Origin of the sequence: Streptomyces sp. RK62 (assembly GCF_018070255.1) — a bacterium.
Classification (GTDB): Bacteria; Actinomycetota; Actinomycetes; order Streptomycetales; family Streptomycetaceae; genus Streptomyces; species Streptomyces nigra.
Genome location: NZ_JAGPYD010000011.1, coordinates 239,341 through 263,426, shown reverse-complemented (window position 1 = coordinate 263,426; position 24,086 = coordinate 239,341). Strand labels below are relative to the sequence as shown.

Genomic DNA, 24,086 nt, shown 5'->3' with positions numbered 1-24,086 from the left:
GCGCCAGGGACAATGGGAGGTGTGAACAGGACGGAAAGCGGGGCCGGCGGGGTGAACCTGGACGCCCTGCGCAGCCACAACACCGCGCTCGTGCTCGATCTGCTGCGCACGGCCGGCCCCGACGGCATCAGCCGGCTCGAACTCGCCGAGCGCACCGGGCTCACCCCGCAGGCGGTCAGCAAGATCACGGCGCGGCTGCGGGAGGACGGCCTCGCGGCGGAGGCCGGGCGCCGGGCCTCCACCGGCGGCAAGCCGCGCACCGTGCTGCGGCTCGTCCCCGACGCCGGGCACGCGGTCGGCGTCCACCTCGACCGGGACGAGCTGACCGTGGTGCTCTGCGATCTGACCGGCGCCGTCGTGGCCCGCCGTGCCGCCCCGCTGGACCTCGGCGCCGGGGCGGACACGGTCGTCGACCGGCTGGTGGCCGAGGTGAACGGGCTGGTGTCCGGGGCCGCCCGGCCGGGCCCGGTGCTCGGTGTCGGCGTCGCCCTGCCGGGACCGCTCGACCACCGGCGCGGCGTCCTGCACCGCGTCACCGGGTTCCCGGAGTGGAACGGCTTCCCGCTGCGCAGCGTGCTGGTGCGGCGGCTGTCGCTGCCGGTTGTCGTCGACAAGGACACCAACGCCGCCGCCCTCGCCCTGGCCGTCGGCCCCCCGGAGACGGCGGGCACCTCGTTCGCCTATCTGCACTTCGGGGCCGGCCTCGGCGGCGGGCTCGTCATCGGCGGCACCGTCCACCGGGGCACCCGCACCGGCGCCGGGGAGTTCGGGCACCAGGTGGTCCAGCTGGACGGCCCGCCCTGCGGCTGCGGCAACCGCGGCTGCGTCGAGGCCCTCTGCCTGACCGCCGTCGCCCGGGGCGACACCGCGGAGGCGGCCCGCGTCCTCGGCACGGCCGCCGGCAACCTGGTCGCACTGCTCGACGTCGACCTCGTCCTGCTCGGCGGACGTACGGTCGCCGCGGCCCCGGACACCTTCGTCGACGGCGTCACCGCGGTCCTCGACGCCCGCGCCGCCCGCGCCGGCGAGGAAGCCATCCCGGTCCGCCTGGCCCCGACGGCGACCGACGGAGTGGCAGAGGGCGCGGCCCAACTTCTGCTCGCCCCACTGTTCGGCCGCGCGGAGGGGTGACCTGGCGGGGGCCTGCCCCTGCTCAAACGGCTCGCCCCTGCCCGGGTGCAACCCTCCGCCGATCGGGCGGACCCGCGCAGCCATCCCGGGGCGGCGTCGCCCGAAAGGCCCTCCCGTCCGGCATGGTCATGTGTTCATGCGACTGCACACACCCGTACCCCTCGGCCTCGCAGCGGCAGCCCTCCTCGCCGTCGCACCCCCGGCGCGGGCGGAACCCGTCGCGCCCGGCTGCGCCGGTGACGGCCGCTCCTTCCCGCTGGCCACCCGGCTGCACGGCGGACCGGAGTCCTACACGGCCGGCGGCGGGTTCGGCACCTGGTACCTGGACCTGGAGAACAGGACCGGACGCACCTGCACCGGCATCCACCCGGTCGTCGTGCTCGTCGACGCCGGGCGCAGCCTGACGCCGTCCCAGCCGCGCCTGGAGTTCTACCCGGGCGGCCGGGACGACCGGCCACGCCCCGTCCGCTTCGAGACCACCGACCAGGACGAACTCGTCGGCGCCTTCGACGGCTTCCCCGGGTTCACCGTCGGCCCCCGCAAGACCGTCTCCGTGAAGGTCCGGCTCGCCCTCACCTCCGACGCCGCCCCCAACGAGGTCACGGCCAACGCGGCCGTCGTCCAGCGCCACGACGGCGACGGCGACTGGGTCGGCCAGTCCAACGACTACCGGTTCAAGGTGGAGGCGGCCCCCACCGACGGGGACGATCCGTCCGAGGCGCCGGACCGGGACGGCACAGACGACCCGACCGGCCCCGCCGAGCAGGACGCCTCGGCCCCGCCCGCCGACCCGGACGCCTCCCCGTCCTCCAGCGCGCCCCCTCAGGAGCGCCTCACCCTCGCCGACGAACTGGCCCGCACCGGCCTCACCTCACCGCCCGGCGTCACCTTCACCACCACCGTGGCCCTGCTGCTCGCCGGCGCCACCCTCCTGATCGCCCGCAAGCGCCGCTGATCCGTCCGGGACGCCGGGTACGCGGCATGCGTCCTTGGCGGCGGCCGGCTGATTGCCACGCGCCGTTGAGCCGCGCCGGACCCCGGGTATGTGGCACGGGCCTTCCCCCCGGTGCGGCGGCCGGCTGACCGCCGAGCGCTGCTGAGCCGCCCGGACCCCGGGCGCGTGGCACGGCCGGCGCCACCTCCCTGATCGCCCGCAAGCGCCGCTGAGCCACGCCGGACGCCGGGCGCGCGGCACCTTCCCCCGGTGGCTGCCGGTTGCCATCGCCGAGCGCCGATGAGCTGCCGGGCCCCTGGACACGAGGCACGGGCCCCGGCAGCAGCCGAGTGATCGCCGAGCGCCGCTGAGCCGCGCCGGACCTCGGGGGCGCGGTACAGGCCTTCCCCCGGTGGCGGCCGGTTGATCGCCCAGCGCCGCTGAGCTGCCTGGCCGTTGGACATCCGGCACGGGCCCGGCAGCAGGCAGCCGACCGACCAGCGCCGCTGAGCCGCCCCGAACCCGGGTACCCGGCACGGACTCCAGTGGCAGCCGGCCGATCGCAAGTGCCGCTTGGCCGACCCCGGTCACCCGGCACGGCCCTTCCCCCGGCGGCCGCCCGTCGCGCATGATCGGCGGGGTCGGGATCGGTCGGTCCTGGCTACGCTGGAGCCGTCGGGACGGCGTGGTTCCGGCGTCCGCAGCCCGTCTTCGCACGCAGGCCAGGAGAGTCCCATCACCATGGCAGACCGCAAGCCCATCGAGTCCTGGCTCACCGACATGGACGGCGTCCTCATCCACGAGGGCGTCCCGATCCCCGGCGCCGACGCGTTCATCACCAAGCTCCGCGACTCCGGCAGGCCCTTCCTCGTCCTCACCAACAACTCGATCTACACCCCGCGCGACCTGCACGCCCGCCTGAACCGCATGGGCCTGAACGTGCCGCTGGAGAACATCTGGACGTCCGCGCTGGCCACCGCACAGTTCCTGGACGACCAGCGGCCCGGCGGCTCGGCGTACGTCATCGGCGAGGCCGGTCTGACCACCGCGCTGCACGACATCGGCTACATCCTCACCGACCACGAGCCGGACTACGTCGTCCTCGGCGAGACCCGCACCTACTCCTTCGAGGCCATGACCAAGGCGGTCCGGCTCATCAACGCCGGCGCCCGCTTCATCTGCACCAACCCCGACGAGACCGGCCCCTCCGCCGAAGGCCCGCTGCCCGCGACCGGCGCGGTCGCCGCGCTGATCACCAAGGCGACCGGCAGGCAGCCGTACTTCGCGGGCAAGCCCAACCCGCTGATGATGCGGACCGGCCTCAACGCCATCGGCGCCCACTCCGAGACCAGCGCCATGATCGGCGACCGGATGGACACCGACGTCCTGGCCGGCATGGAGGCCGGGATGCAGACGTTCCTGGTGCTCACCGGCCTCACCCGGCGCGAGCAGGTGGAGAACTTCCCGTACCGGCCCTCCCAGGTCGTCGACTCCATCGCGGACCTCGTCGAGCGGATCTGAACCGCAGGACCACTGAAACCGCCGGATCCCGAACCGCCAGATCCCCGAACCCCCGCATCCGAGACCGCCGGATCCGAAACCCCGTACGGCCCTGATCCGACCCGTTCGGAGCAATGCGGGCCCCGCCCAGGATGCGGGGCCCGCCCCGGCGGGGGAGCCTCCCTGTATCTGGAGGTTCACGATGGGATCACTGCGCGTCACCCTGAGTGCTGTCGCCGTCCTCGGGGCGGTGAGCGCCGTTCCGGCGGCCCACGCGGCGGACGGGGGTGTCTCGGTCGGCCCGTCGACCGCCGCCCCCGGCGACGACGTCGCCCTCCGGGTGAGCGGATGCCCGGGCCGGACCGCCATCGCCGTCTCCAAGGCGTTCGTCGCCGACGCGCGGCTGACCGTCGGCGAGGACGGCGCCCTCCGCGGCGAGAGCCGCGTCCGGTCCACGCTGAAGGACGGCAACTACGACGTGCGGGTCGGCTGTGGGGACACCACCCGCACGGGCTCCGTCACCGTCGAACGCCGGGCGGCCCGGCCCTCCACCGCGCAGCGCCACGGGGCCCCGCCCTCGCCGGCCGCCGCCGGCCCGACCGCCCCCGTCCGGGCCGGCGGAGGCGGCGCCACCCGCCTCGCCATGGTCGACGCCCGCGAGGACGGACCCGGCACCGCACACACCGTGACCGGCCTGGTCCTCGCCGGCGTCGCCGCCACCGCCGTGGCGCTGCGCAGCGCCCGCCGCAGCAGGCGGCCCCGCTGACCGTGACCGCACACGGACGCACCGGCCTCGGCGGCCGCCTGCTGACCGGCACGGTCTGGGCGGCGCTGCTCCTCGGGCTGTGGCTGTGGGGCTGGCAGGTCACCGACGTCCGGCCCCGCCCGTCCACCCCGCCCACGGCCGGCACCCTCATCCCCGCCGGCCCGCCGCCCCACGTACGGCTGCCGCCCGCCGCGCGGCCGCTCCGCGACGCCGTGCCGCAGCGGATCGAGATCCCGTCGCTCGGCGTGCGCGCCCCCGTGGTCGCCCGCGGCCTGGACGCGCACGGGGCGATCGACCCGCCCCCGTACCGGCAGGCGGCCGCCGTCGGCTGGTACGCGGCCGGTACGGCGCCCGGGGCGGCCGGGCCCGCGCTGATGGTCGGGCACGCCGACACCGAGACCCGCCCGGCCGTCTTCCACCGGCTCGCCGCGCTCCGGCCGGGCGCCCGGGTGCGGGTGCTGCGCGCCGACGGCGAGGTCGCCGAGTTCACCGTGGACGACGTCCGCGTGGTGGAGCGCGACCGGTTCGACGCCCGGCAGGCGTACGGCCCCCACCACCCCGGCCGTCCCGAACTGCGGCTGCTCAGCTGCGCCGGCGCCTTCGACCGGGCCACCCGCACGTACGCGGCGAACGTGGTCGTCTCCGCCTATCTCACCGGCCGCGGATAGGGGCGGCGACCTCGACCGGCCCGCCACCGGGTATGTCAGGATTGAGCCTCGGAAGAGTGCACCCGAGGGGGAGCTGGATGTACCAGAAGAGGGGGGCCTGGGGAGTCGCTCGCGCGCGGACGTCCGCGGTGCTGCTGGGGGCGGCACTGCTGATCGCGGGGTGTTCCTCCGGGGACGACGGCGACACACCGGACGGCGAGAACGCCGCGGGGATCAGCCAACAGCCCAAGGAGAAGAACCCGTTCTGGGTGAACCCGGACGGGAACGCGGCCCAGCAGGTGGCCGCCTACGAGAAGGACGGCGAGAAGGAGGACGCCGAGCAGATCCGCAAGATCGCGGAGCAGCCGACCGGCGAGTGGATCGGCCCGGAGAAGCCGGAGGACGAGGCCCGCGGCTACACCACGGCCGCCGCCAAGGCGGACCGCACCGCGCTGCTGGTCCTCTACAACATCCCGCACCGCGACTGCGGCCAGTACTCCCAGGGCGGCGCCGCCGACGGCGACACCTACCGGGAGTGGATCGACGGGGTCGCCAAGGGCATCGGCGACCGGGGCGCCACGGTCGTACTGGAGCCGGACGCCGTGCTGCACCTGGTGGACGGCTGCACCCCGGACGAGTTCCACGAGGAGCGCTACGACCTGCTCAAGGGCGCCATCGCCAAGCTGAAGTCCCTGAAGAACACGAAGGTCTACCTGGACGCCGGCAACGCCGGCTGGGGGCACCCGGACCAGATCTTCGAGCCGCTGAAGTGGGCGGGCATCGACCAGGCCGACGGCTTCGCGGTGAACGTCTCGAACTTCTACACGACCAAGGACTCCATCGCGTACGGCAAGGAGCTGTCCGCACGCGTGGGCGACAAGCCGTTCGTCGTGGACACCAGCCGCAACGGCAACGGCCCCTACACGGGCGGCGATCCGAACGAGCGCTGGTGCAACCCGCCGGGCCGCGCGCTCGGCGAGGCCCCGACGACGAAGACGCCGGACCCGCTGGTCGACGCCTTCGTCTGGGTCAAGCGGCCCGGGGAGTCGGACGGCGAGTGCAAGGGCGGACCGAAGGCCGGCGAGTGGTGGGCGAAGTACGCGCTCACACTGGCCAAGGCCAGCAAGTGACCCGCTGAACGCGACGGCCCCGCATCTCCTCGGAGATGCGGGGCCGTCGTCCGTGCGGCCACGGGGGCGCTACGGCACCCGGACCCACTGCGCCTTGGACGGCGTGCCCTGGTCGTCCGTCACGAACAGCATGTACCAGCCCGACGGCACCAGATTGCGGTTCGTCGGCACGGTCACCGTGAGCTTGTCGCCGGACGCCTGGAAGTCCAGCTTCACCGACCGCTGGTCGACGTCCGTGACGTGCGTGGACGCGCTCGGCCGGATCAGCCGTACGTTCTTCACGGCCGCCGCGTGCTGCGAGGTGAACGTGCCCTTCCCACCGCGCTTGATGGTCTGCGGGCCACCCGACAGCGTCGGCTGCGCGTCCCGGTACAGATACGGCGGCGTGTAGATCTCGATGCGCTGCTCGAACTTGCCCGGCTTGGTGTTGGCCTTGTCCGCGTAGAGCGAGTCGGAGCCGAAGAACATCACCCGGCCGTCGGGCAGCAGGATCGAGCCCGAGTGGTAGTTGCGGCCCACCAGCGGGTCGGCGACCCGGTCGAGCTCGTTCGCGCCCGGCCGGTACAGATGCGCCTGGAGGATGTTGGAGTCGCCGCGGCCCCGGTAGTCCTCCGAACCGCCCGACACCAGCACGGAGTCGTCCGGCAGGACCGAGGTCTGCGGATAACGTGTGCCCTTCTCCAGCGACGGCCCGTCCACGAACCGCGGGCTGTCGTCCTTCAGGTCGATCAGCCGGGTCTTCTCGCTGGACTCCTTGGACTCGCCGACGCCACCGCCGCCGACCACCATGTACTTCTCGTCCTGTGCCGGCGGCAGCAGCACCGTGCCGGACGTCTCCATCAGGTTGGCGTCGCTCAGGCCGGGCAGCTTGGTGAACTTGTTGGTCTCCACGTCCCAGATGCCCGGGTCACGGCCCACGTCGTCGGGACCGTAACCGGCGTTCGACCCCGAGTAGAAGATCTTGCCGTTCCGCAGCGGGAACAGCGCCGGGTACGTCGGGAACTGCCGGAGCTTGTCGAGGTACGTCCACTTCTTGGTCTTCGGGTCGTACACCTCGTTCTTGCCCGGCACCAGCTGCCCGATGTCGTCGAGGCCGGAGACGCTGAGGATCTTGCCGTCGCTCAGGGTGGTGAGCGTCGGGTACCAGCGGGCCTCGTGCATCGGGTCGACCTTGATGTACTTCTCGGCGACCGGGTCGAACTCATAGGCGTCCCGGATGCCCTGGAAGTCCTTCTTGTCGAGGGCGAGCTTCTGCGCGATGCCGTACGTGTTGCGCGCGTCCGCACCCGACAGGCCCTGGATGCGGTAGTTGTCCTGCGTGCCCGTCTCGTACTTGGCGCCGGACTTCTGCGCCTCGACATAGATCCGGCCGAGACCGGGGTCGTTGCGCAGGAACTCACCGGTCGCCTTGTCGAACACCTTCTTGGCACGCGGCACCAGCACCGGGTCCTTGGAGACGAACGTCTTGCCGTTCGCCTTGCCGCTGAACTTGGTCCCCGCGGGCAGCGTGATCGGCTTGTCCGGGTTCTCGTTGTGGACGATCATCAGGCCGCCGGCCTTGGTGACGTCCCCCTTGAGCTTCTCGTACCGCTTGGTGCCGCCCGCGATCAGCAGATTGCCGTTGGCGAGCTGGGTGTGGCCGGTGCAGAACAGGTCGTTCGGCGTCGGCACCTTCTTGATGGTGCCCTTGACCGGGTCCCAGATCCGGGTGTCGTACTGCTTCGCGTCGAAGTTGTCCTGGTTGTTGCCCGAGCCGGCGATGAGCAGCACCTTGCCGGTGTGCAGGAGCGCCGCGTGGATGGTGTTCTGGCGGTACTCCTCGGGAAATTCGACGATCTCCCACTTGCCGTTCTCGGCTTTGTATTCGGGTCTGTTGATCTGGTACTGGTGGTATTTCTCGGTACCGACGCGATAGAGCCACGGCCCGTTCATTCCGGCCAGCGCGAGCACCACCGCCGTGCCTATCGCGAGTCGACGGGCGCGGCGGCGGCCTGCACGGTCGTTCATTCCTTACGTCCCCCAAGTCCACCAAGGGCGATCTGCATCGTCTGGTCGTTACCGCCACTTCCCGACGCGGCCCAGGTCGGCTTCTGCTGGCCGTGGGGCGCGTGCGGCGTGGCGTGCGACGGCAGCGGCTGCGGCTGGTACGGCACCGCCGGGCCGGCCGCCGGCGCCGCGTCCTGCTGTCCGCCGGGCGGGGCAGCGTGCGCGGCGGGCTTCTTCTTCTCCTGCCGCAGCATGTAGCGCCAGGCGAAGATCGGCGTCGCGGTGATCAGCATGGCGAACGTCGCCCAGATGATCATCGCCGGGTGGGAGTGTCCATAGACGAATCCCGCCGTGATCGAGGCGCCGAAGATCGCGATGAAGTACCAGTGGTACCGGAAGGTGCCGAACCAGCGGTCGGGGCTCGCGGAGTCGCCCTTGGGCGTGACCACGAACTTGCTCTTCTTGCGCAGCATCGAGTCGATCAGGGCCTTGGCGTACAGCGGCGCCGACAGCGCGGACATCACCATGCCGGCCACACCGCCGGAGCCCTCGGGCTCGTGCGGCGAGACGTTGTGGCGGCGGTTCCAGACGTACAGGCCGATCTGCAGGGCCGAGGCGTTGCCGTACAGCATCAGCCAGATCGTGGGGTCGATGTTCACACCCGAGGCGCCCAGGCCCAGGAACAGCGCGCAGCTCAGCGCGGCCAGGATCCAGTTGAGGGCCGACATCGGGTAGAAGATGATCATCATCGTGTAGTTGAAGAGCTTGCTCGGCGGCAGCGAGTACCAGCCCTTCCAGTACTGCTTGAGGATCGTCTCGTACGTCCCTCGCGACCAGCGCATCTGCTGGGTGAAGAAGTCCGTCCAGGCGCTCGGGCCCTCACCGACGGCGAGCACGTCCGGGGTGTAGACCGAGCGCCACTTGCGGCCCGTGGCCGGGTTCTTGTGGCGGTGGATCTCGAAGCCGGTCGCCATGTCCTCGGTGATCGAGTCGTACAGACCGCCGATCTGCTTCAGCGCCTTGATGCGTACGGCGTTCGACGTACCCACGAACATCGGCGAGCCGTACTTGTTGCCCGCGCGCTGGATGAGGGCGTGGAAGAGGAACTGCTGGGACTCGGCGGCCTTGGTGACGAAGTTGTCGTAGTTGCCGTAGACCTGCGGGCCGATGACGAAGCCGACGTCCGGGTCGCGGAAGAAGCCGAGCATCCGCTCCAGGTAGTTGGGCAGCGGCACGTGGTCGGTGTCGACGGACGCGAAGAAGTCGTAGTCGTCGCCGTGAGCGTCGAGCCAGGCGTTGTAGTTGCCGTGCTTGGTCTTGGCGCGGTGCGGGCCCTTGGCCTGGTTCCACTTGGCGATGCCCTTGCGGGAGAAGTGGCGCACACCGAGGCGGGCGCACACCTCCTTGACCTCGGGGTCGTCACCCTCGTCGAGCAGCCAGACGTGCATGAGACCCCGGTGGCGCAGCTTGACGGCCGCCTCCAGGGTCTTGGTCACCATTTCCAGCGGCTCCTTGCCGGGCACGAAGGAGGTGAGGAAGGCGACTCTCGTCCCGGTCTCCGGCACCACCGGGATCGGATCGCGCGCGACCAGCGTGGCGTGCGCGTTGGAGAGGACGTTCATGCAGCGGAAGAACTCGATCAGGCCGATCGAGACGAGCATGACGATGTCGAGCGCCGGCAGCCAGTCGAAGGCGGGGTAGTCCCGCTCGGTCCAGTGCTCGGGCTGCAGCAGCCAGAAGAGCAGGACCAGCGAGAGCACCGGGGCCGCGGCCAGCATCAGGGCGACCCGGATGCGGTGCGGCTCCTGCGAGATCAGCGAGCGGTACTGGACCCGGTACGGCTTGTTCGGGTCGGGCTGGGTGAGGGGACCGGCCAGCCGGCTGTAGTGCTCGTAGTCGTACTTCGGCAGCGTCTTCTTTATCCGGCGAAAGGCCCCGGTCCGGTGCGTTGGCACCCTCAACTGGGTGGTCTGTGACGGGTCGAAGTCCCGCCGGGCGCCCGTCGGCGTCGACGTCATGAGTCATCCCCCCACACGCAGGTCACCGCGTGTCTGTCGGTTCCGTTTACGACTGTGCCGATCCCCCTCGACCTTCACAGACGTATCAGTGGCGGGCCGCGGTCACCACATCTTCCACACCTTAGACATGGAAACGCGACCTTCCGGTTGCATCATGCCCCCCTCGGCATGCGGCCGTGAAACGGGGCCCCCTGCGCCCCGGAAAACCGGCAACCGGCTCCTTGCCCCCCAACTGCCGCGTATGCGCAGCATCGTGAAAAACCCCACCCCAGGGTTCTACGCGGGTCCGCATGATCGCAAGATGCGAAACGCGGTGTTTACCGGTCATACGCGCTCATTGTGGCAGCTGTGGAGGTCCTGTGTGGCCCTCGTGGGCACATCCGTCGTGGGCACATGGGGGTCGGAAACGCCGGAAGCCCCTCGCGCGAGCGAAGGGCTTCCGGACCGTCTGTGCGCCGCCAGGGACTCGAACCCCGGACCCGCTGATTAAGAGTCAGCTGCTCTAACCAACTGAGCTAGCGGCGCCTGCTGACACCGCCACTCTACATGACCTTCGCGCCTGCTCCCGACCACCCGCCGCGGGGCGCCGGGGCGGGGGGAGGGCCGGTCAGGGGGCCCTGTAAACCATTCGGACCGTCAACATGCGGGTCCGGACGACAGTTGGGAAACTGACCGGGTGCACAGCCGAGGAATGCTCCGTCCGGAGTGTGAAGGGAATCGCATGGAAACTCGGACCCCGGTGTTCGAGGAATTCGATCCGGCGAGTGACTGCGACTGCCCGGGATGCGTCCACTGGCGGCGCGTCCTGCCGCATTCCACGACCGGCCGCCACCCGGCGGCCTACCGGGCCCTGGTGCTCGCCGCCGCCGCGTCCACCACGCTCGCCGCCGGGCACACCGCGGCCGCGGCCGCCCCCCAGGCACCTGACCGGCCGGGCGTTCCCGCAGGTGACGAGCCCGGCACCCCTCAGGGTCAGAAGGCCCCGCTGCACGGTCCTGGCGGTGCGCCCGCCGCTCCGACGACCGCGGCCGAGACACCCTCCACCACCCGGAAGGAGATCATCGACCGGGCGAAGAAATGGGTCGCGGCGAAGGTGCCGTACAGCATGTACAAATTCTGGTCGGACGGATACCGGCAGGACTGTTCCGGATTCGTCTCGATGGCCTGGAGCCTGCCCGGGAACGAATGGACGGGCAGCCTCGCCCAGTACGGCGTCCGCATCACCAAGAAGGATCTCCAGCCGGGCGACATTCTGCTGTTCCACAATCCGGCGGACCCCCAGAAGGGGTCGCACGTGGTCCTTTTCGGCGGCTGGGCGGACGACACCCACTCCTCCTACGTCGCCTATGAGTCGGCGCCCCCGCACGCGCGCCGGCAGACCACCCCGTACGCCTACTGGAACAACTCCGACCGCTATCTCGCCTACCGGTACAAGGGGCTGGTGAAGGGGACGACGGGCACGAAGGCGGAGACTAAGGCGGACACGAAGGCGGACACGGCCGGGCCGGAGCCGGAGAAATCGGTCGAGCCGGCCGAGCCAGTGGAACCGGTTGAGCCGGTGAAGCCAGAGGGACCGGAGAAGCCGGTGAAGCCGGTGAAGCCGGAGGGGCCGGAGAAGGCGCAGCCGCCGCGGGCGGCGGGGCCGGCCGGTGGGGCCGCCTACCCCGGGCGGGCGTACTTCGGGCCCGGTGCCCACAACAAGCACGTCACCCGGCTGGGCCGGATGCTCGTCGAGCGCGGCGCCGGCCGGTACTACACCTCGGGCCCGGGCCCCCGCTGGACGGACGCCGACCGCCGCGCGACCCGGGCGTTCCAGCAGGCGCAGGGCTGGCGGGGCCAGGACGCGGCCGGGCTGCCCGGCCCGGCGACCTGGAAGCTGCTGGTCGCCGGGACCGGAAAGGACGTCCGGGCCGGGGCGGGCGGGCCGGAGCGGCCCGCGTCGCACGGGGTGCCCGGCTATCCGGGGCGGGCCGCGTTCCGGCCGGGCGCCGACAACGAGTACGTCGCCCGGCTCGGCGAGCGGCTGGTGAGGAAAGGGTTCGGCAGGTCCTACACGTCGGGTCCGGGGCCCCGGTGGGGCGAGGCCGACCGGCGGGCCGTCGAGGCCTTCCAGCGCGCCCAGGGGTGGCGGGGCGGCGCGGCGGACGGCTACCCCGGGCCGGAGACCTGGCGGCGGCTGTTCGCGTGAGACCGCACCGGACCGAGGGGCGGTCCGGGCACCGGGTGCCTACGCACCCCCTATCCCTGTGACGCATCTGGCGCGGAGGCTGGAGGCAGCGCATGACCACGACCACTTCCCACACCCCTGAGCCCGACGGGCTCGAGGGGCCGGCCGAGGCGCCCGTGCGGCCCGCACGGCTGATCCAGAACGAGGTGACCACCGAGATCCCCGTCCATCTGCTCTTCCGCGACGAGCCCGACCCGGTGGCGGTGCCGCTGCGCCCGACCGTCGTCGCCCGCCGGCAGGGCACGGGGGAGCAGCCCCGGGTGCGCCGGCCCGTGCAGGCCAGGCCCCGGCCCGAACTCCGGGTGGACCCGGAGCTGGTGGAGCGGCCGGCCCGGGTGCTGCCGGGCGCGGTCGGGCTGATCGCGGGGATGTGCGCGGTGGTGGGGGCGCTGGTCACCTCGTGGTGGGCGGGGGTGCTGCCCCCGGCGGCCGCGCACGCGCTCGGGTTCCCGGCGGTGGCCGGTGCGGGGCTCGGGCCGGCGCAGTGGGCGGCGTACACCGGTGCCGGGGCGCTCGGTCTGTTCGGCTTCGGCGGGCTGGCGCGCGGGCGGACCGGCGGGGCCTGGGTGCTGGGGATGTTCGGCCGGTACCGGGGGACCGTGCGGCGCACCGGTCTGCTGTGGGTCAACCCGCTGCTGCTGCGCCGCCGGGTCGACGTACGGCTGCGGCACTGGCGCAGTGAGCCGATGCAGGCGGCCGATGGGAGCGGGGTCGCGCTGCGGGCGGTCGTGCTGGTGGTGTGGCGGGTGCGGGACACCGCGCGGGCCACGCTCGCGGTCGACGACCACGAGTCGTATCTGCGGGAGTGCGTGGAGGCGGCGCTGGCCCGGGTGCCGGTGGAGATGCCGGGTGCGTCGCGGGGCGCGGTGGAGGCGTCCGGGGACGCGCTGACCCGGCTGGTGGTGCGGGACGCCGGGGCGGTGGGGCTCGAGGTGTTCTCGGTACGGCCGCTGCGGGTGGAGTACGCGCCCGAGGTGGCCGCCGCGATGAACCGGCGCCGGATCGCGGTGCTGGACGCGCAGAACCGGGCGACCGTGCTGACGTCGGTCGTGGACTCGGTGGAGGACACGGTGACCCGGCTGACCACGCGCGGGCTGGTCGATCTGGACGACTACGAGCGCAAGGCGCTGGTGAAGGACCTGACGGTGGCGTTCTGCTCGGGGCGGGGAGACACGGCCGGCTGACGGGGTGTCGAACAGGGTCCGTTATTGGTATGGACATGTTCAAGCGTCAGCAATAATCTGGGACTTGGTCTAGACCTGCAAGCTCATCGAACCTCCCCCACGTTCCCAGGAGCAGCAGCATGCGCAGAAGGACCAAGCTGTACGCCGCCGCGCTCGGACTCACCACGGCCGGAGCGCTCGCCCTGTCCACCCAGGGCGCGAGCGGGCACGGGTACACCGACCTCCCCATCAGCCGCCAGAAGCTCTGTCAGAACGGCACCGTCGCCAACTGCGGTTCCATCCAGTGGGAGCCGCAGAGCGTCGAGGGCCCGAAGGGCTTCCCGGGCGGCGGACCGGCCGACGGGCAGATCTGCAACGCCGGACTCGGCCAGTTCAGCCAGCTCAGCGCGCCGAAGACGCCGTCCGGTGCGGCGTGGCCCACGACCAGGGTCACGGGTGGTCAGAACTACACGTTCCGTTGGCAGTTCACCGCCATGCACGCCACGACGGACTTCCGGTACTACGTGACGAAGCAGGGCTGGAACCAGAACCACAACCTGTCCCGCTCCGACCTCAACCTGACGCCGTTCTTCACGGTGCCGTACAACGGGCAGCGCCCGCCGTCCACGCTCTCCCACAGCGGGCGGCTGCCCACCGGGCTGAGCGGCCACCATGTGATCCTCGCGGTGTGGACGATCGCGGACACCGGCAACGCGTTCTACGCGTGCTCGGACGTCACGTTCTGAGGTTCCCTTGAGTCAAGGCCCCGGCCGGCGTGGGTAGGTTCCCGACCACGCCGGCCGTTCGAGGCCGGCACCGTTGACCACGGGGGACCAGCATCATGGACGCGCTTTTCTACGTCGTGCCCTGCCTGATCCTGGCGATCGTGCTCTTCTTCGGCTTCCATGCGACGCGCCACTGGTGGCAGATCCGCGCCGCCTGGAACAGCGGACTGACGGCCGAGGGCCACTGTCTGCGAACGTTCACCACCACGTATGGCAATGGGCGTGACCAGGTGCGGACGATGCTGCACCACGTGTACGAGTTCACCGCGCGCGACGGCCGCGTCGTCCGCTTCGAGGAGGAGAGCGGCCCGGCGACGACGGTGATGGGCGACATTGTCACCGTTTACTACACGGAGGGCCCCAGGGTCGCGGCCACGGCCAGCCGGCCCGGCCGCATCCGCTTGGCGGCCTCCACCCTCGGCCTCCTGGCCATCCTGAGCGCGATCGCGGTGATGTGCGTCACCTTCATGGTCACGTACCCCGACATGTCGTCGGAGTTCGGCTTCGGTGAGGACACGGGTGAGACGGGCGACACGGTGGTCGTCGACGGGGTGACGATGACGCCGTGAGCTTCGGGGACCTCTCGGCATAAGTCGAAGGGCCCCCGCTCCCGCGGAGGGACCTTCTTGGATGCGCCGCCAGGGACTCGAACCCCGGACCCGGTGATGCTGTGTCTATCCGGGGGGCGACCCCCGGACCCCCAGCAGTCGCACCAGGCGACCGGGGGATGCGGGCTCGCGGCGCTAGCCAGCCGTGGCCAGCCGGGCCAGCCGGGGGCGCTGAAGATAGTGTCTTCGGGCATGCCGAAGGGCCCCCCGCTCCCACGAGAGGCCCTTCTTGGGTGCGCCGCCAGGGACTCGAACCCCGGACCCGCTGATTAAGAGTCAGCTGCTCTAACCAACTGAGCTAGCGGCGCATGACTCACGCCGACCGCGTTTGCACTGCTCTCGCGGCTGGCGACGAAGAAAATAATACCCGGTTCTCAGGGGTGCTCCGAACACACCGCCCGGGACCTAGATCGCCAGGGAGAGGAGGACCGGGGCCGCGTTGCGGTTCAGGGTGTCGGCCGCCTGGCGCAGGCGGTGGGCGTGGCGGACCGGGAGCGACAGAGCGAGGCAGCCGACGGAGGAGCCGGCCGTGATCGGGACGGCCGCGCACACCGTGCCGACCGCGTACTCCTGCAGGTCGAGGTGCGGGACCGTCGGCGGCTGGGACTCCAGGCGGGACAGCAGCACCTTGTCGCTGGTGATCGTGCGCGAGGTGAGCCGGGCCATCTTGTGCCGGGAGAGGTGGTCGCGGCGGCCGTTGTGGTCGAGCTGTCCGAGCAGGCTCTTGCCGATCGCCGTGGCGTGCGCCGAGTAGCGGAAGTCGACCCACTCGTTGACCACGGGGGTGGCCGGACCGGCCGCGAACTGGTCGATCCGGATCTCCCCGTCCACGTACCGGCTGACGTACACGGCCGCGCCGACCGAGTCGCGCAGCCGGTCCAGGGTGCGCTGGAGGTTCTCCCGCAGCGCCCGCTCCCGGCTCTCGGCGGAACCGAGGCGGGCCAGCGCCTCCCCGGCGACGTACGCCCCGTCCGTCACCTGCTCGACGTACCCCTCCCGGCGCAGCATCCGCAGGAGGCCGGTCAGGCGCTCCTGTTCGATGCCGGTGTGCCGGGCGAGCTCGGTGCCGGTGACTCCGGTGCCGTGCCGGACCACGGTCTCCAGGACGCGCAGGGCGTCCTGTGCCGAGTGGTACGGCGTCGTCGGCTCGTGCTGAAGCGCCACGGTCCCCCCTGCGGTCGCACATTGCTTCCCGATGCGGGTTCTGGTCAGCCGGTCCCCTTCACGATAGCGGCCAAGGGGACCGTGGCGAGCGGCCGTTGACGAGATTCCGGCCCCCTCAACTGCGGCATCGGCACTCTGGCACATGCCACTGTCATGGGACCGGCACGACGTCACAGCACAGCGCCGAGGAACTCCCGGGTGCGCTCGTTCTCGGGGTCGTTGAAGATCTTCTCCGGGCTGCCGGACTCGATCACCCGGCCGGAGTCGAACATCAGGACCCGGTCCGAGATGTCCCGGGCGAAGTTCATCTCGTGCGTCACACAGAGCATCGTGATGTCCGTGCTGCGCGCGATGTCCCGCAGTACGTCGAGGACGCCCGCGACCAGCTCCGGGTCGAGCGCGGACGTCACCTCGTCGAGCAGCAGCACCTGCGGCCGCATGGCCAGCGCCCGCGCGATCGCCACCCGCTGCTGCTGTCCACCGGACAGCTGGGTCGGGCGGGCGTCGCACTTGTCGGTCAGGCCCACCATCTCCAGCAGCTCCCGGGCCCGCACCTCCGCCTCGTCCTTGGACATGCCGAGGACGGTGACCGGGGCCTCGGTGATGTTCCGCAGCACGCTCATGTTCGGGAACAGGTTGAACTGCTGGAAGACCATCCCGATCTTCTTGCGGATCTCCCGGACCTGCTTCTCGGGGGCCGGGTACAGCTGCTCCCCGTCGACGGTGATCCGTCCCTCGTCCGGCTTCAGCAGGGTCATCAGCAGCCGCAGGATCGTCGTCTTGCCCGAGCCGGACGGGCCGATGAGGGTGACGTGCTTGCCGGCGTCCACGGAGAAGTCCAGGTTGTCCAGGACCGTGTGGTCGCCGAACCGCTTGGTGACCCGCTCCAGACGGATCAGCTCGCCGGTGCTGCGCGGGGCCGCGGCGTCGCCGGTGCCCTCGGGCTTCTCGGGCTTCTTCTCGAACGGGGCGTGGGTGTCAGTGGACAAGGCGTCGCTCCAGGGCTCGCAGGGCAAGGGAGGCCAGGTAGGAGATGACGATGAAGGCAACGCCGATCACCGTCAGGGGCTCGGTGAACTGGAAGTTCTGCTGGGCGAACAGCCGTGCCTCGCCCAGCATCTCCAGCACCGTGATCGCCATCAGCAGCGGCGTGTCCTTCAGCATCGAGATGACGTAGTTGCCGAGCGCGGGCACGACCCGGCGGACGGCCTGCGGCAGGATCACCACGGTCCACGTCCGGCGCAGCGGCAGGTTCAGTGCCGTCGCCGCCTCCCACTGGCCCACCGGCACGGCCTCGATCCCGGCCCGGTAGACCTGCATGGTGTACGTCGAGTAGTGCAGCCCGATGGCGAAGACGCCGGTGGTCAGCGCCGAGGCGGTGACCCCCCACTCGGGCAGTACGTAGAAGAGGAAGAACAGCTGGACCAGCAGCGGGGTGTTGCGGACGAACTCGGTGACGGCGCCCACCGGCCAGGTCACCCAGCGCGTGGGCACCCGCATCAGCAGCGCCCACACCAGTCCCAGCGCGAACGAGATCAGCGAGCCCAGGACCAGGATCTGCAGGGTGACCAGCAGTCCGTCCCAGAAGTACGGCATGAAGTCGGAGACGGCGCTCCAGTCCCACTTCACGAGACACCACTTCCCTCGGGCACGCGCACGGCGGCGACGGTCTCCTTCGTCGGCGCCTTGCCGACCCCGGCCTTCAGCCGCTTCTCCAGGCCGCGCATCACGCGGGTCAGAGCGAAGGCGATCACGAAGTAGATGAGCAGGATGTACGTGTAGATCTCGGCGCTCTCCTGGAGTGCGAGGCGCACCAGGTTGCCGCTGAACGCCAGGTCGCCCATGCCCATGATCGACACCAGGGCGGTGCCCTTCAGCAGTTCCACGAGCAGGTTGGAGAACGGCGGGATCATCTCCGGCACGGCCTGCGGCAGCAGGATCAGCCGCATCCGCTGCCAGGGCGTGAAGCTGAGCGCGATGCCGCCCTCACGCTGGGCCGGGTCGACCGCGCCGAGGGCGCCGCGCACGATCTCCGAGCCGTAGGCGCCGTAGGTCAGGCCGAGGGCGAGCGTGCCCGCCCACAGCGGCACCAGCTGCCAGCCGAAGGCCGGGGGCAGCACGAAGAACACCCAGAAGATCATCACCAGCGCCGAGGTCCCGCGGAACACCTCGGTGTAGAAGCCCGCGAGGAAGCGGACGAATTTCAGCCGGTGGGTGCGCGCGACACCGACCACGAACGACACGGCGGTCGCGAGCAGCGCGCTGAGGACGAGCAGCTGGATCGTGACCCAGACGCCCTTGAGTACGAGTTCCCAGAGTCCCGGGGTCATCCGCCGCACAGCTCCTTCGCGGTCAGATCCGTCATCTCGTCCTCGGTGAACCCGAAGGGCTTCAGGATGCGCAGCAGTTCGCCGCTCTTCTTGAGCTCGGCCAGTTCCTTGTTGAAGGCGTCCCGGAGCCGGATCTCGGTGGGGCGGAACGCGAACGCGCCGCCGTCGACGTGCGGTTCTCCGTCGACGAGCGGCTTGAAGGGTTCCGTGGACTCCGCCTTGGCGGACTTCTTCACGACCTCGCGGGTGGTGAGCGCGGTCCCGGCGAAGACGTCGACGCGTCCGGCCTCGACGGCGTTCAGGCCGGCGACCTGGTCGGGCACGATCAGGATGTCGCTCTCCTCGTACCCGGCCTCGACGGCGTACGCGATCTCGGCGTACCCGGTGCCGGTGGCGAACTTCGCCTTCTTCTCCACGACGTCCTTGTAGTCGCGCAGGCCCAGCGGGTTGCCCTTGCGCACGATGAAGGAATCGAGCATCTGGTAGTCGGGGTCGGAGAAGATGACCTGCTCGCAGCGCTCGGGATTGACGTACATCCCGGCGGCGACGACGTCGAACTGCTGCGAGTTCAGGCCGGGTATGAGCGAGCCGAACTCCGTGGGCACCGGCTGGACCCGGTCCACGCCCAGCCGTTTGAAGATGACCCGGGCCAACTCCGGCGCCTCGCCGGTCAGTTCACCGTTCTTGTCGATGTATCCGAAGGGGATCTCACCGGCGATGCCCAGCCGGACCACGCCCGCGGCGCGCAGCCGTTCGAGCAGGTCACCGCCGTCCTTCGTCGACGCCGTGGCCACGCGCGAACAGCCCGCGGCCCCCAGCACACCGAGCGCCGCCACCCCCGCGAGCAGCGACCGGCGTGTGGTCCCTGATGTGTCTCTGTCGTTCCCATTAGGTGGAGCCATGGCGGCGCGGCTACCCGAAGCGATGCGAGTTATTCCGGCCACTTTCGGCCCCGTTCGGCGGTCGGGCGGTCTTGACCGGCGCGGGACCATGGAGGGCATGGCCGACCGATACCTCGAGATCTCCCTGGTCAAGCGTGGAATCAGCTGTACGGCCCGACTCCTCGACGACCGGGCGCCCCTCACCTGCGAAGCCGTCTGGAATTCTCTCCCGCTGTCCGGCGACGTCTACCACGCCAAGTACGCCCGCAACGAGATCTATGCCCTGTTCCCGCCCTTCGCGGAGAACGAGCCACCCCTGGAGAATCCGACCGTCACTCCCATTCCGGGCGATCTCTGCTATTTCTCCTTCGCCGGCGCCGAACTCGGCACCCGTGCCTACGGCTACGACCGCGAGGTCCGCCCCGGTACGACCGTGGTGGACCTCGCCCTCTTCTACGAGCGCAACAACCTGCTCCTCAACGGCGACGTCGGCTGGGTGCCCGGCATCGTCTGGGGCCAGGTCGTGGACGGTCTGGAGGCGATGGCCGAGGGCTGCAACGACCTCTGGCGGACCGGTGCCGCCGGTGAGTCACTGCGCTTCCGCGGGCTCTGACCGGCCGGGCGCGGCGGGCGGCGCGGGTACACCGGCGACCCCCGCCTCGTACAGGGCGTGCGCCGCGCGCAGCACCAGGTCGTCCCGGTGCCGGGCGGCCACCAGTTGCAGCCCCACCGGCAGTCCGTCGGCGTCGGTGCCGACCGGGACCGAGGCGGCGGGCTGCTGGGTCATGTTGAAGGGGTAGGTGAACGGCGTCCAGCCCGTCCACCGCCGGTGCCCGGACCCCTTCGGCACCTCCGCGCCCGCCTCGAACGCCGTGACCGGCAGGGTGGGTGTGACCAGCAGGTCGTACGTCGTGTGGAAGCGGCCCATCCGGCGGCCGAGGTCCCGGCGCACGTCCATCGCGGCCAGATAGTCGAGCGCGCTGTACCGGGCGCCGAGGGCGCAGATCTCCCGCAGCCCGGGGTCCAGGAGGGCGCGCTCGCGCGGTCCGAGCCGCTGCACGACCCGGGCCGCCCCCGAGAACCACAGGGTGTGGAACGCCTCCACCGGATCGGTGAGGTCCGGGTCCCGCTCCTCGACGTACGCCCCGAGGTGCGCCAGCCGCTCCACCGCCCGCCGGACCGCCGTCGCCACCGCCGGACGCACCGCCACCTGACCGCCCAGGGACGGCGAGTACGCGATCCGCAGCCCTCTCACCCCGCCCTCCAGAGCGGCCACGAAGGAATCGGGCGCCGCGGGGAGCGCCGTCCCGTCACGGGGGTCGGGCACCCCGATGGCGTCGAGCAGCAGTGCCGCGTCGGCCGCGTCCCGGGTCAGCGGGCCGACGTGCGCGAGCGAGCCGAAGGCGCTCGCCGGGTACAGCGGGACCCTCCCGTACGTCGGCTTCAGCCCGAAGACACCGCAGAAGGCCGCCGGGATACGGACGCTGCCGCCGCCGTCGGTGCCCAGGGCGAGCGGTCCCGCGCCCAGCGCCACGGCCGCGGCGGCGCCCCCGCTGGACCCGCCCGCCGTCCGGGACAGGTCGTAGGGGTTGCGGGTGACGCCGGACAGCGGTGAGTCGGTGACGCCCTTCCAGCCGAACTCGGGCGTCGTCGTCTTGCCGAGGAACACCGCGCCCCGCTCGCGCAGCCGGGCCACGGACGGCGCGTCCTCGTCCCAGCGGCCGTGCTCCTGGATGGTCCGGGAGCCCCGCAGCGTCGGCACGCCCCGCGTCAGCAGGATGTCCTTCACCGTGACCGGCACCCCGTCGAGCGGCCCGGCCGGGGTGCCGCGCCGCCACCGCAGCGCGGACTCCCCGGCCCGCGCGAGGGCCTCCTCGGCGGTCAGCCGGACGAACGCGTTGACCCGTGGCTGAATCCGCTCGGCCCGCTCCAGCGCCGCGCGGGTGGCGTCCACCGGGTCGAACCGTCCGGTCCGGTATCCGTCGAGCAGTTGTGCGGCGGTCAGTCCGGCGAGATCCGTCATACGCCCTCCAGGCCCGAGTCCGTGCGCGGTTCAGCGTCCGGGTACGTACCCGCGCTGTTTGTCCACCACGTTCAGCAGCGGTCTGCCCGCCTCCCAGCGTTCGTACAACTCCACGAACTGGGTGCCGAGCCGATCGCGCCAGCCGACCGTGTCCCCGCTCATGTGCGGGGACACGAGAAGCCCCGGCACCTCCCACAACGGGCTGTCGGGGCCCAGCGGTTCGTGCTCGAAGACGTCGAGCGCCGCCCCCGCGATCCAGCGCCGGCGCAGCGCCTCGGCCAGCGCCTCCGTGACGACGAGCTGCCCGCGCCCGACGTTGATGAACCGGGCCGACGGCTGCATGACCCCGAAGCGCCGCAGGTCGAACATCCCGCGGGTCCGCTCGGTCAGCGGCGCCGCCGCGATCACCCAGTCGGCGCGCGCGATCAGCCGGTCGAGGTCGTCGGGGCCGTGGATACCGGTCCGGGGGACCCGGCCCACCAGCGCGGTCGTCACGTCCAGGGCCTTGAGGGCGCGGGTGATCGCCCGGCCGATGGGGCCGGAACCGACGACACACGCGCGGCTGCCCGCCACCTGCTGCCCCTCGCGGTGCCGCCACTCCCGGGCGCGCTGGAGGTCCAGGGTGCGCGGCAGGTCCTTCGCCATCGCCAGCACCAGCGCGGCGACGTACTCGGCGATCGGCTGGTCGAAGACCCCGCGCGCGTTGGTGACCACCGTGTCGGACGCGGTGAGTTCCGGACACATCAGATGGTCCACGCCCGCGCTCGCCGTGTGCACCCAGCGCGGCCGGGGCCCCTCGCCGGGCCACGCCTCGCGTACGGCGTGCGAGGTGAAGTCCCAGACGAGCAGGACGTCGGCGTCCGGCAGCCGGGCGGCGAGCGTGGTCGCGTCCGCGTGCTCGACCCGGACGCGTCCGGTGAGACGGCCCAGGCGGGGGAGGGGGTCCGCGTCGAGGACGAGGAGCGTGGGCCGGGACGCGGGCGGGACGGGTGGCGTCATACGGGTCGCTTCTTCTTCAGGTGTGGGGCGGCGGGGCCGGGGCCGGGGGCGGAGTCCGTTCGGTGGGTACGGGTCGTCTGACATGCGAGGTTTGACCACGCTCGCACCCGAACCTACCTTCGTCAACACGGGCGCACGCACGGTCCGTTGCCCAGCCGTATCTCGTAGTGAGGACGGTGCCCGCCATGGACGCCATGGACATCTCCTTCCTCGGTGGACCCCGGCCGCAGCGCGGTGTCGGTGTCGTCGCCCCCTTCGACTTCGCGCTGGACCGGGAGCTGTGGCGGTGGGTCCCGGACGAGGTCTCCCTGCATCTGACGCGCACGCCGTTCGTGCCGGTCGAGGTCGGCCTCGATCTGGCCCGGCTGGTCAGCGAGCACGAGACGCTGGGCGAAGGGGTGCGCACCCTGACCGCCATCAGCCCCGAAGTCGTCGCCTACGCCTGCACCTCGGGCAGTTTCGTCGGCGGCGTCGCGGGCGAACGCGCGCTGTGCGAGGCCATGACCCGGGCCGGCGCGGTGCCCGCGGTGACCACCTCCGGGGCGCTGCTGGAGGCGCTGGCCGAGCTGGGTGTCCGGCGCGTCGCGCTGGTGACGCCGTACACCGAGTCGGTGACCCGGTCGCTGGAGGAGTACGTGGCGGAGGCCGGGGTCGCCGTCACGGGCTGCGCTTATATGGGGCTGACCCGGCACATCTGGAAGGTGCCGTACCGGGAGGTGGCCGACATGGCCCGCCGGGCCGTGCGCACCGCGGCCGAGGCGCTCTTCATCAGCTGCACCAACCTGCCCACCTACGACGTGCTCCCGCAGCTGGAGGCGGAGCTGCGCATACCGGTGATCTCGGCCAACCAGGTGACGATGTGGGCTGCGCTGCGCCGGTTGGGTACCCGCGCGGTGGGACCGTATCAGGCGCTGATCGATCCGGCGGCGCGTGGCGGTCAGGTCCTCCCGGACGTGCCGGGTGTGCCGGACGTGCCCGAACAGGAACAGCAATAGCAGCCGACGTGAGCAGCGACCAGCAGAAAGGGCGACATGACCGCACTGGGATTCCTCTATCCGGGCCACTCCGCCGAGGACGACTACCCGCGCATCGAGCAGCTGCTCGCCGCCGACATCCGGCTCGATCTGGTGCACACCGACATCGGTGAGGACGCGCACCGGGTGGAGGCGCTGCGGCGGATGGGCTCGCCCGAACAGCTGGCGACGGGCATCGAGGAGCTGCGGCTGACCGGCGCCGAGGCGGTCGTGTGGGCGTGCACCAGCGGCAGCTTCGTGTACGGCTGGGAGGGCGCCCATGAGCAGGTGCGCTCGCTGGCCCAGGCGGCGGGCATGCCGGCGTCCTCGACGTCCTTCGCCTTCGTGCACGCGATGCGGGAGATCGGGGTGCGCCGGGTGGCGGTCGGCGCGACCTACCCGGACGACGTGGCGGGGCTCTTCGCGGAGTTCCTGCGGGCCGGCGGCGCGGACGTCGTCGCGGTGCGCGGCGCCGGGATCGTCACCGCCGCCGAGGTCGGCACCTGGGGGGAGAAGGAACTGTTCGCCCTGGCGCGGGACGCCGACGACGCCGGCGCCGAGGCTGTCCTCCTCCCGGACACCGCCCTGCACACCGCCTCCCACATCCCCGCCCTGGAGGAGGCCCTCGGCAAGCCGGTCCTCACCGCCAACCAGGTCACCGTCTGGGAGGGGCTGCGGCTGGCGGACCGCCGGGTGAACGCTCCGGCGCTCGGCGCGCTCTTCACCCGGGAACCGGTCGTCCAGGTGTGACCCGCCCGACGGCCCGGCAGCAGCCCCGGCC

At 71.6% G+C, this 24,086-nt stretch carries 22 protein-coding genes and 2 tRNA genes; 13 read left to right on the top strand and 11 right to left on the bottom strand.

The features are described from left to right. Positions 1 to 12 precede the first annotated feature (12 nt). From KBY32_RS22725 to KBY32_RS22705, 6 genes are all read left to right on the top strand, one after another. On the top strand, positions 13 to 1,131 hold the full coding sequence (locus KBY32_RS22725) for an ROK family transcriptional regulator (protein WP_210981386.1): 1,119 nt from the start codon (positions 13 to 15) through the stop codon (positions 1,129 to 1,131). 136 nt (positions 1,132 to 1,267) lie between these two features. Then, positions 1,268 to 2,086 carry a hypothetical protein gene (locus tag KBY32_RS22720; RefSeq protein WP_247689829.1) on the top strand — a complete coding sequence of 273 codons (819 nt, stop codon included), beginning with the start codon at positions 1,268 to 1,270 and terminating at the stop codon, positions 2,084 to 2,086. A gap of 720 nt (positions 2,087 to 2,806) precedes the next feature. Then, positions 2,807 to 3,586 (top strand): HAD-IIA family hydrolase, encoded by a 780-nt coding sequence (locus KBY32_RS22715; RefSeq protein ID WP_055623407.1) that lies wholly within the window; start codon positions 2,807 to 2,809, stop codon positions 3,584 to 3,586. Positions 3,587 to 3,767: 181 nt separating this feature from the next. Next, positions 3,768 to 4,331, top strand: coding sequence for a hypothetical protein (locus KBY32_RS35500; protein ID WP_247689828.1), 564 nt, complete (start codon positions 3,768 to 3,770; stop codon positions 4,329 to 4,331). Between the two features lie 2 nt (positions 4,332 to 4,333). Further along, complete coding sequence (locus KBY32_RS35495; protein WP_308293775.1) at positions 4,334 to 4,999, top strand: class F sortase; 666 nt, start codon at positions 4,334 to 4,336, stop codon at positions 4,997 to 4,999. Positions 5,000 to 5,076: 77 nt separating this feature from the next. Continuing rightward, a complete protein-coding gene (locus KBY32_RS22705; protein ID WP_055623410.1) occupies positions 5,077 to 6,108 on the top strand; it encodes a glycoside hydrolase family 6 protein in 1,032 nt (343 codons plus the stop codon). Between the two features lie 69 nt (positions 6,109 to 6,177). On the opposite strand, the gene KBY32_RS22700 is transcribed toward KBY32_RS22705, so the two are convergent. The 3 genes from KBY32_RS22700 to KBY32_RS22690 form a co-directional block, all read right to left on the bottom strand. Then, on the bottom strand, positions 6,178 to 8,115 hold the full coding sequence (locus tag KBY32_RS22700; protein WP_055623411.1) for a kelch motif-containing protein: 1,938 nt from the start codon (positions 8,113 to 8,115) through the stop codon (positions 6,178 to 6,180). After that, positions 8,112 to 10,112, bottom strand: coding sequence for a glycosyltransferase family 2 protein (locus tag KBY32_RS22695; RefSeq protein WP_055623412.1), 2,001 nt, complete (start codon positions 10,110 to 10,112; stop codon positions 8,112 to 8,114). The genes KBY32_RS22700 and KBY32_RS22695 overlap by 4 nt, the downstream gene beginning before the upstream one ends. A 451-nt stretch (positions 10,113 to 10,563) precedes the next feature. Then, positions 10,564 to 10,637 (bottom strand) — tRNA-Lys (locus KBY32_RS22690). 196 nt (positions 10,638 to 10,833) lie between these two features. Here KBY32_RS22690 and KBY32_RS22685 point away from each other — a divergent pair. The 4 genes from KBY32_RS22685 to KBY32_RS22670 all read left to right on the top strand — a co-directional run bounded on the left by KBY32_RS22685 (position 10,834) and on the right by KBY32_RS22670 (position 14,856). Continuing rightward, positions 10,834 to 12,300, top strand: coding sequence for a peptidoglycan-binding protein (locus KBY32_RS22685; protein ID WP_210981383.1), 1,467 nt, complete (start codon positions 10,834 to 10,836; stop codon positions 12,298 to 12,300). 92 nt (positions 12,301 to 12,392) lie between these two features. Further along, positions 12,393 to 13,523, top strand: a complete 1,131-nt coding sequence (locus KBY32_RS22680; RefSeq protein WP_055623414.1) for an SPFH domain-containing protein — start codon at positions 12,393 to 12,395, stop codon at positions 13,521 to 13,523. Between the two features lie 119 nt (positions 13,524 to 13,642). After that, entirely contained in the window at positions 13,643 to 14,248 is a 606-nt protein-coding gene (locus KBY32_RS22675) for a lytic polysaccharide monooxygenase (RefSeq protein ID WP_055623415.1), read from the top strand. A gap of 95 nt (positions 14,249 to 14,343) precedes the next feature. Next, positions 14,344 to 14,856 carry a DUF3592 domain-containing protein gene (locus tag KBY32_RS22670; protein WP_247689827.1) on the top strand — a complete coding sequence of 171 codons (513 nt, stop codon included), beginning with the start codon at positions 14,344 to 14,346 and terminating at the stop codon, positions 14,854 to 14,856. Positions 14,857 to 15,129: 273 nt separating this feature from the next. Here the strand turns inward: KBY32_RS22670 and KBY32_RS22665 are convergent. The 6 genes from KBY32_RS22665 to ehuB all read right to left on the bottom strand — a co-directional run bounded on the left by KBY32_RS22665 (position 15,130) and on the right by ehuB (position 19,291). Continuing rightward, positions 15,130 to 15,203 (bottom strand) — tRNA-Lys (locus KBY32_RS22665). Positions 15,204 to 15,300: 97 nt separating this feature from the next. Next, complete coding sequence (locus KBY32_RS22660; RefSeq protein ID WP_055623417.1) at positions 15,301 to 16,059, bottom strand: IclR family transcriptional regulator; 759 nt, start codon at positions 16,057 to 16,059, stop codon at positions 15,301 to 15,303. 170 nt (positions 16,060 to 16,229) lie between these two features. Then, positions 16,230 to 17,048 (bottom strand): ectoine/hydroxyectoine ABC transporter ATP-binding protein EhuA, encoded by an 819-nt coding sequence (gene ehuA / locus KBY32_RS22655; protein ID WP_208645852.1) that lies wholly within the window; start codon positions 17,046 to 17,048, stop codon positions 16,230 to 16,232. Next, a complete protein-coding gene (ehuD, locus tag KBY32_RS22650) occupies positions 17,038 to 17,688 on the bottom strand; it encodes an ectoine/hydroxyectoine ABC transporter permease subunit EhuD (protein ID WP_055623419.1) in 651 nt (216 codons plus the stop codon). The genes ehuA and ehuD overlap by 11 nt, the downstream gene beginning before the upstream one ends. Next, entirely contained in the window at positions 17,685 to 18,389 is a 705-nt protein-coding gene (ehuC, locus tag KBY32_RS22645; RefSeq protein ID WP_210981382.1) for an ectoine/hydroxyectoine ABC transporter permease subunit EhuC, read from the bottom strand. Before ehuC ends, ehuD begins: the two co-directional genes overlap by 4 nt. Beyond that, positions 18,386 to 19,291, bottom strand: a complete 906-nt coding sequence (gene ehuB / locus KBY32_RS22640) for an ectoine/hydroxyectoine ABC transporter substrate-binding protein EhuB (RefSeq protein ID WP_210981381.1) — start codon at positions 19,289 to 19,291, stop codon at positions 18,386 to 18,388. The genes ehuC and ehuB overlap by 4 nt, the downstream gene beginning before the upstream one ends. 97 nt (positions 19,292 to 19,388) lie before the next feature. Here ehuB and KBY32_RS22635 point away from each other — a divergent pair, with 97 nt between their 5' ends. Continuing rightward, positions 19,389 to 19,883, top strand: a complete 495-nt coding sequence (locus KBY32_RS22635; RefSeq protein WP_055623422.1) for a DUF3830 family protein — start codon at positions 19,389 to 19,391, stop codon at positions 19,881 to 19,883. Here the strand turns inward: KBY32_RS22635 and KBY32_RS22630 are convergent. Together KBY32_RS22630 and KBY32_RS22625 are read right to left on the bottom strand one after the other, a co-directional pair. Next, the gene (locus KBY32_RS22630; RefSeq protein ID WP_210981380.1) at positions 19,860 to 21,293 is read right to left on the bottom strand and encodes an amidase; all 1,434 of its coding nucleotides are present in this window, start codon (positions 21,291 to 21,293) and stop codon (positions 19,860 to 19,862) included. The genes KBY32_RS22635 and KBY32_RS22630 overlap by 24 nt on opposite strands. Positions 21,294 to 21,323: 30 nt before the next feature. Beyond that, a complete protein-coding gene (locus KBY32_RS22625; protein WP_210981379.1) occupies positions 21,324 to 22,292 on the bottom strand; it encodes a D-2-hydroxyacid dehydrogenase in 969 nt (322 codons plus the stop codon). Between the two features lie 194 nt (positions 22,293 to 22,486). On the opposite strand from KBY32_RS22625, the gene KBY32_RS22620 reads away from it, so the two are divergent. Further along, positions 22,487 to 23,287 carry an aspartate/glutamate racemase family protein gene (locus tag KBY32_RS22620; protein ID WP_210981431.1) on the top strand — a complete coding sequence of 267 codons (801 nt, stop codon included), beginning with the start codon at positions 22,487 to 22,489 and terminating at the stop codon, positions 23,285 to 23,287. Between the two features lie 36 nt (positions 23,288 to 23,323). Continuing rightward, on the top strand, positions 23,324 to 24,055 hold the full coding sequence (locus KBY32_RS22615; RefSeq protein WP_055623425.1) for an aspartate/glutamate racemase family protein: 732 nt from the start codon (positions 23,324 to 23,326) through the stop codon (positions 24,053 to 24,055). Positions 24,056 to 24,086 lie beyond the last annotated feature (31 nt).

Excerpts from the sequence above, each read along its gene's own strand:
- KBY32_RS22725 (WP_210981386.1), top strand. The coding sequence starts at position 13 with ATGGGAGGTGTGAACAGGACGGAAAGCGGGGCCGGCGGGGTGAACCTG.
- KBY32_RS22720 (WP_247689829.1), top strand. The coding sequence starts at position 1,268 with ATGCGACTGCACACACCCGTACCCCTCGGCCTCGCAGCGGCAGCCCTC.
- KBY32_RS22715 (WP_055623407.1), top strand. The coding sequence starts at position 2,807 with ATGGCAGACCGCAAGCCCATCGAGTCCTGGCTCACCGACATGGACGGC.
- KBY32_RS35500 (WP_247689828.1), top strand. The coding sequence starts at position 3,768 with ATGGGATCACTGCGCGTCACCCTGAGTGCTGTCGCCGTCCTCGGGGCG.
- KBY32_RS22705 (WP_055623410.1), top strand. The coding sequence starts at position 5,077 with ATGTACCAGAAGAGGGGGGCCTGGGGAGTCGCTCGCGCGCGGACGTCC.
- KBY32_RS22700 (WP_055623411.1), bottom strand. The coding sequence starts at position 8,115 with ATGAACGACCGTGCAGGCCGCCGCCGCGCCCGTCGACTCGCGATAGGC.
- KBY32_RS22695 (WP_055623412.1), bottom strand. The coding sequence starts at position 10,112 with ATGACGTCGACGCCGACGGGCGCCCGGCGGGACTTCGACCCGTCACAG.
- KBY32_RS22685 (WP_210981383.1), top strand. The coding sequence starts at position 10,834 with ATGGAAACTCGGACCCCGGTGTTCGAGGAATTCGATCCGGCGAGTGAC.
- KBY32_RS22680 (WP_055623414.1), top strand. The coding sequence starts at position 12,393 with ATGACCACGACCACTTCCCACACCCCTGAGCCCGACGGGCTCGAGGGG.
- KBY32_RS22675 (WP_055623415.1), top strand. The coding sequence starts at position 13,643 with ATGCGCAGAAGGACCAAGCTGTACGCCGCCGCGCTCGGACTCACCACG.
- KBY32_RS22670 (WP_247689827.1), top strand. The coding sequence starts at position 14,344 with ATGGACGCGCTTTTCTACGTCGTGCCCTGCCTGATCCTGGCGATCGTG.
- ehuC (WP_210981382.1), bottom strand. The coding sequence starts at position 18,389 with ATGACCCCGGGACTCTGGGAACTCGTACTCAAGGGCGTCTGGGTCACG.
- ehuB (WP_210981381.1), bottom strand. The coding sequence starts at position 19,291 with ATGGCTCCACCTAATGGGAACGACAGAGACACATCAGGGACCACACGC.
- KBY32_RS22635 (WP_055623422.1), top strand. The coding sequence starts at position 19,389 with ATGGCCGACCGATACCTCGAGATCTCCCTGGTCAAGCGTGGAATCAGC.
- KBY32_RS22630 (WP_210981380.1), bottom strand. The coding sequence starts at position 21,293 with ATGACGGATCTCGCCGGACTGACCGCCGCACAACTGCTCGACGGATAC.
- KBY32_RS22625 (WP_210981379.1), bottom strand. The coding sequence starts at position 22,292 with ATGACGCCACCCGTCCCGCCCGCGTCCCGGCCCACGCTCCTCGTCCTC.
- KBY32_RS22620 (WP_210981431.1), top strand. The coding sequence starts at position 22,487 with ATGGACATCTCCTTCCTCGGTGGACCCCGGCCGCAGCGCGGTGTCGGT.
- KBY32_RS22615 (WP_055623425.1), top strand. The coding sequence starts at position 23,324 with ATGACCGCACTGGGATTCCTCTATCCGGGCCACTCCGCCGAGGACGAC.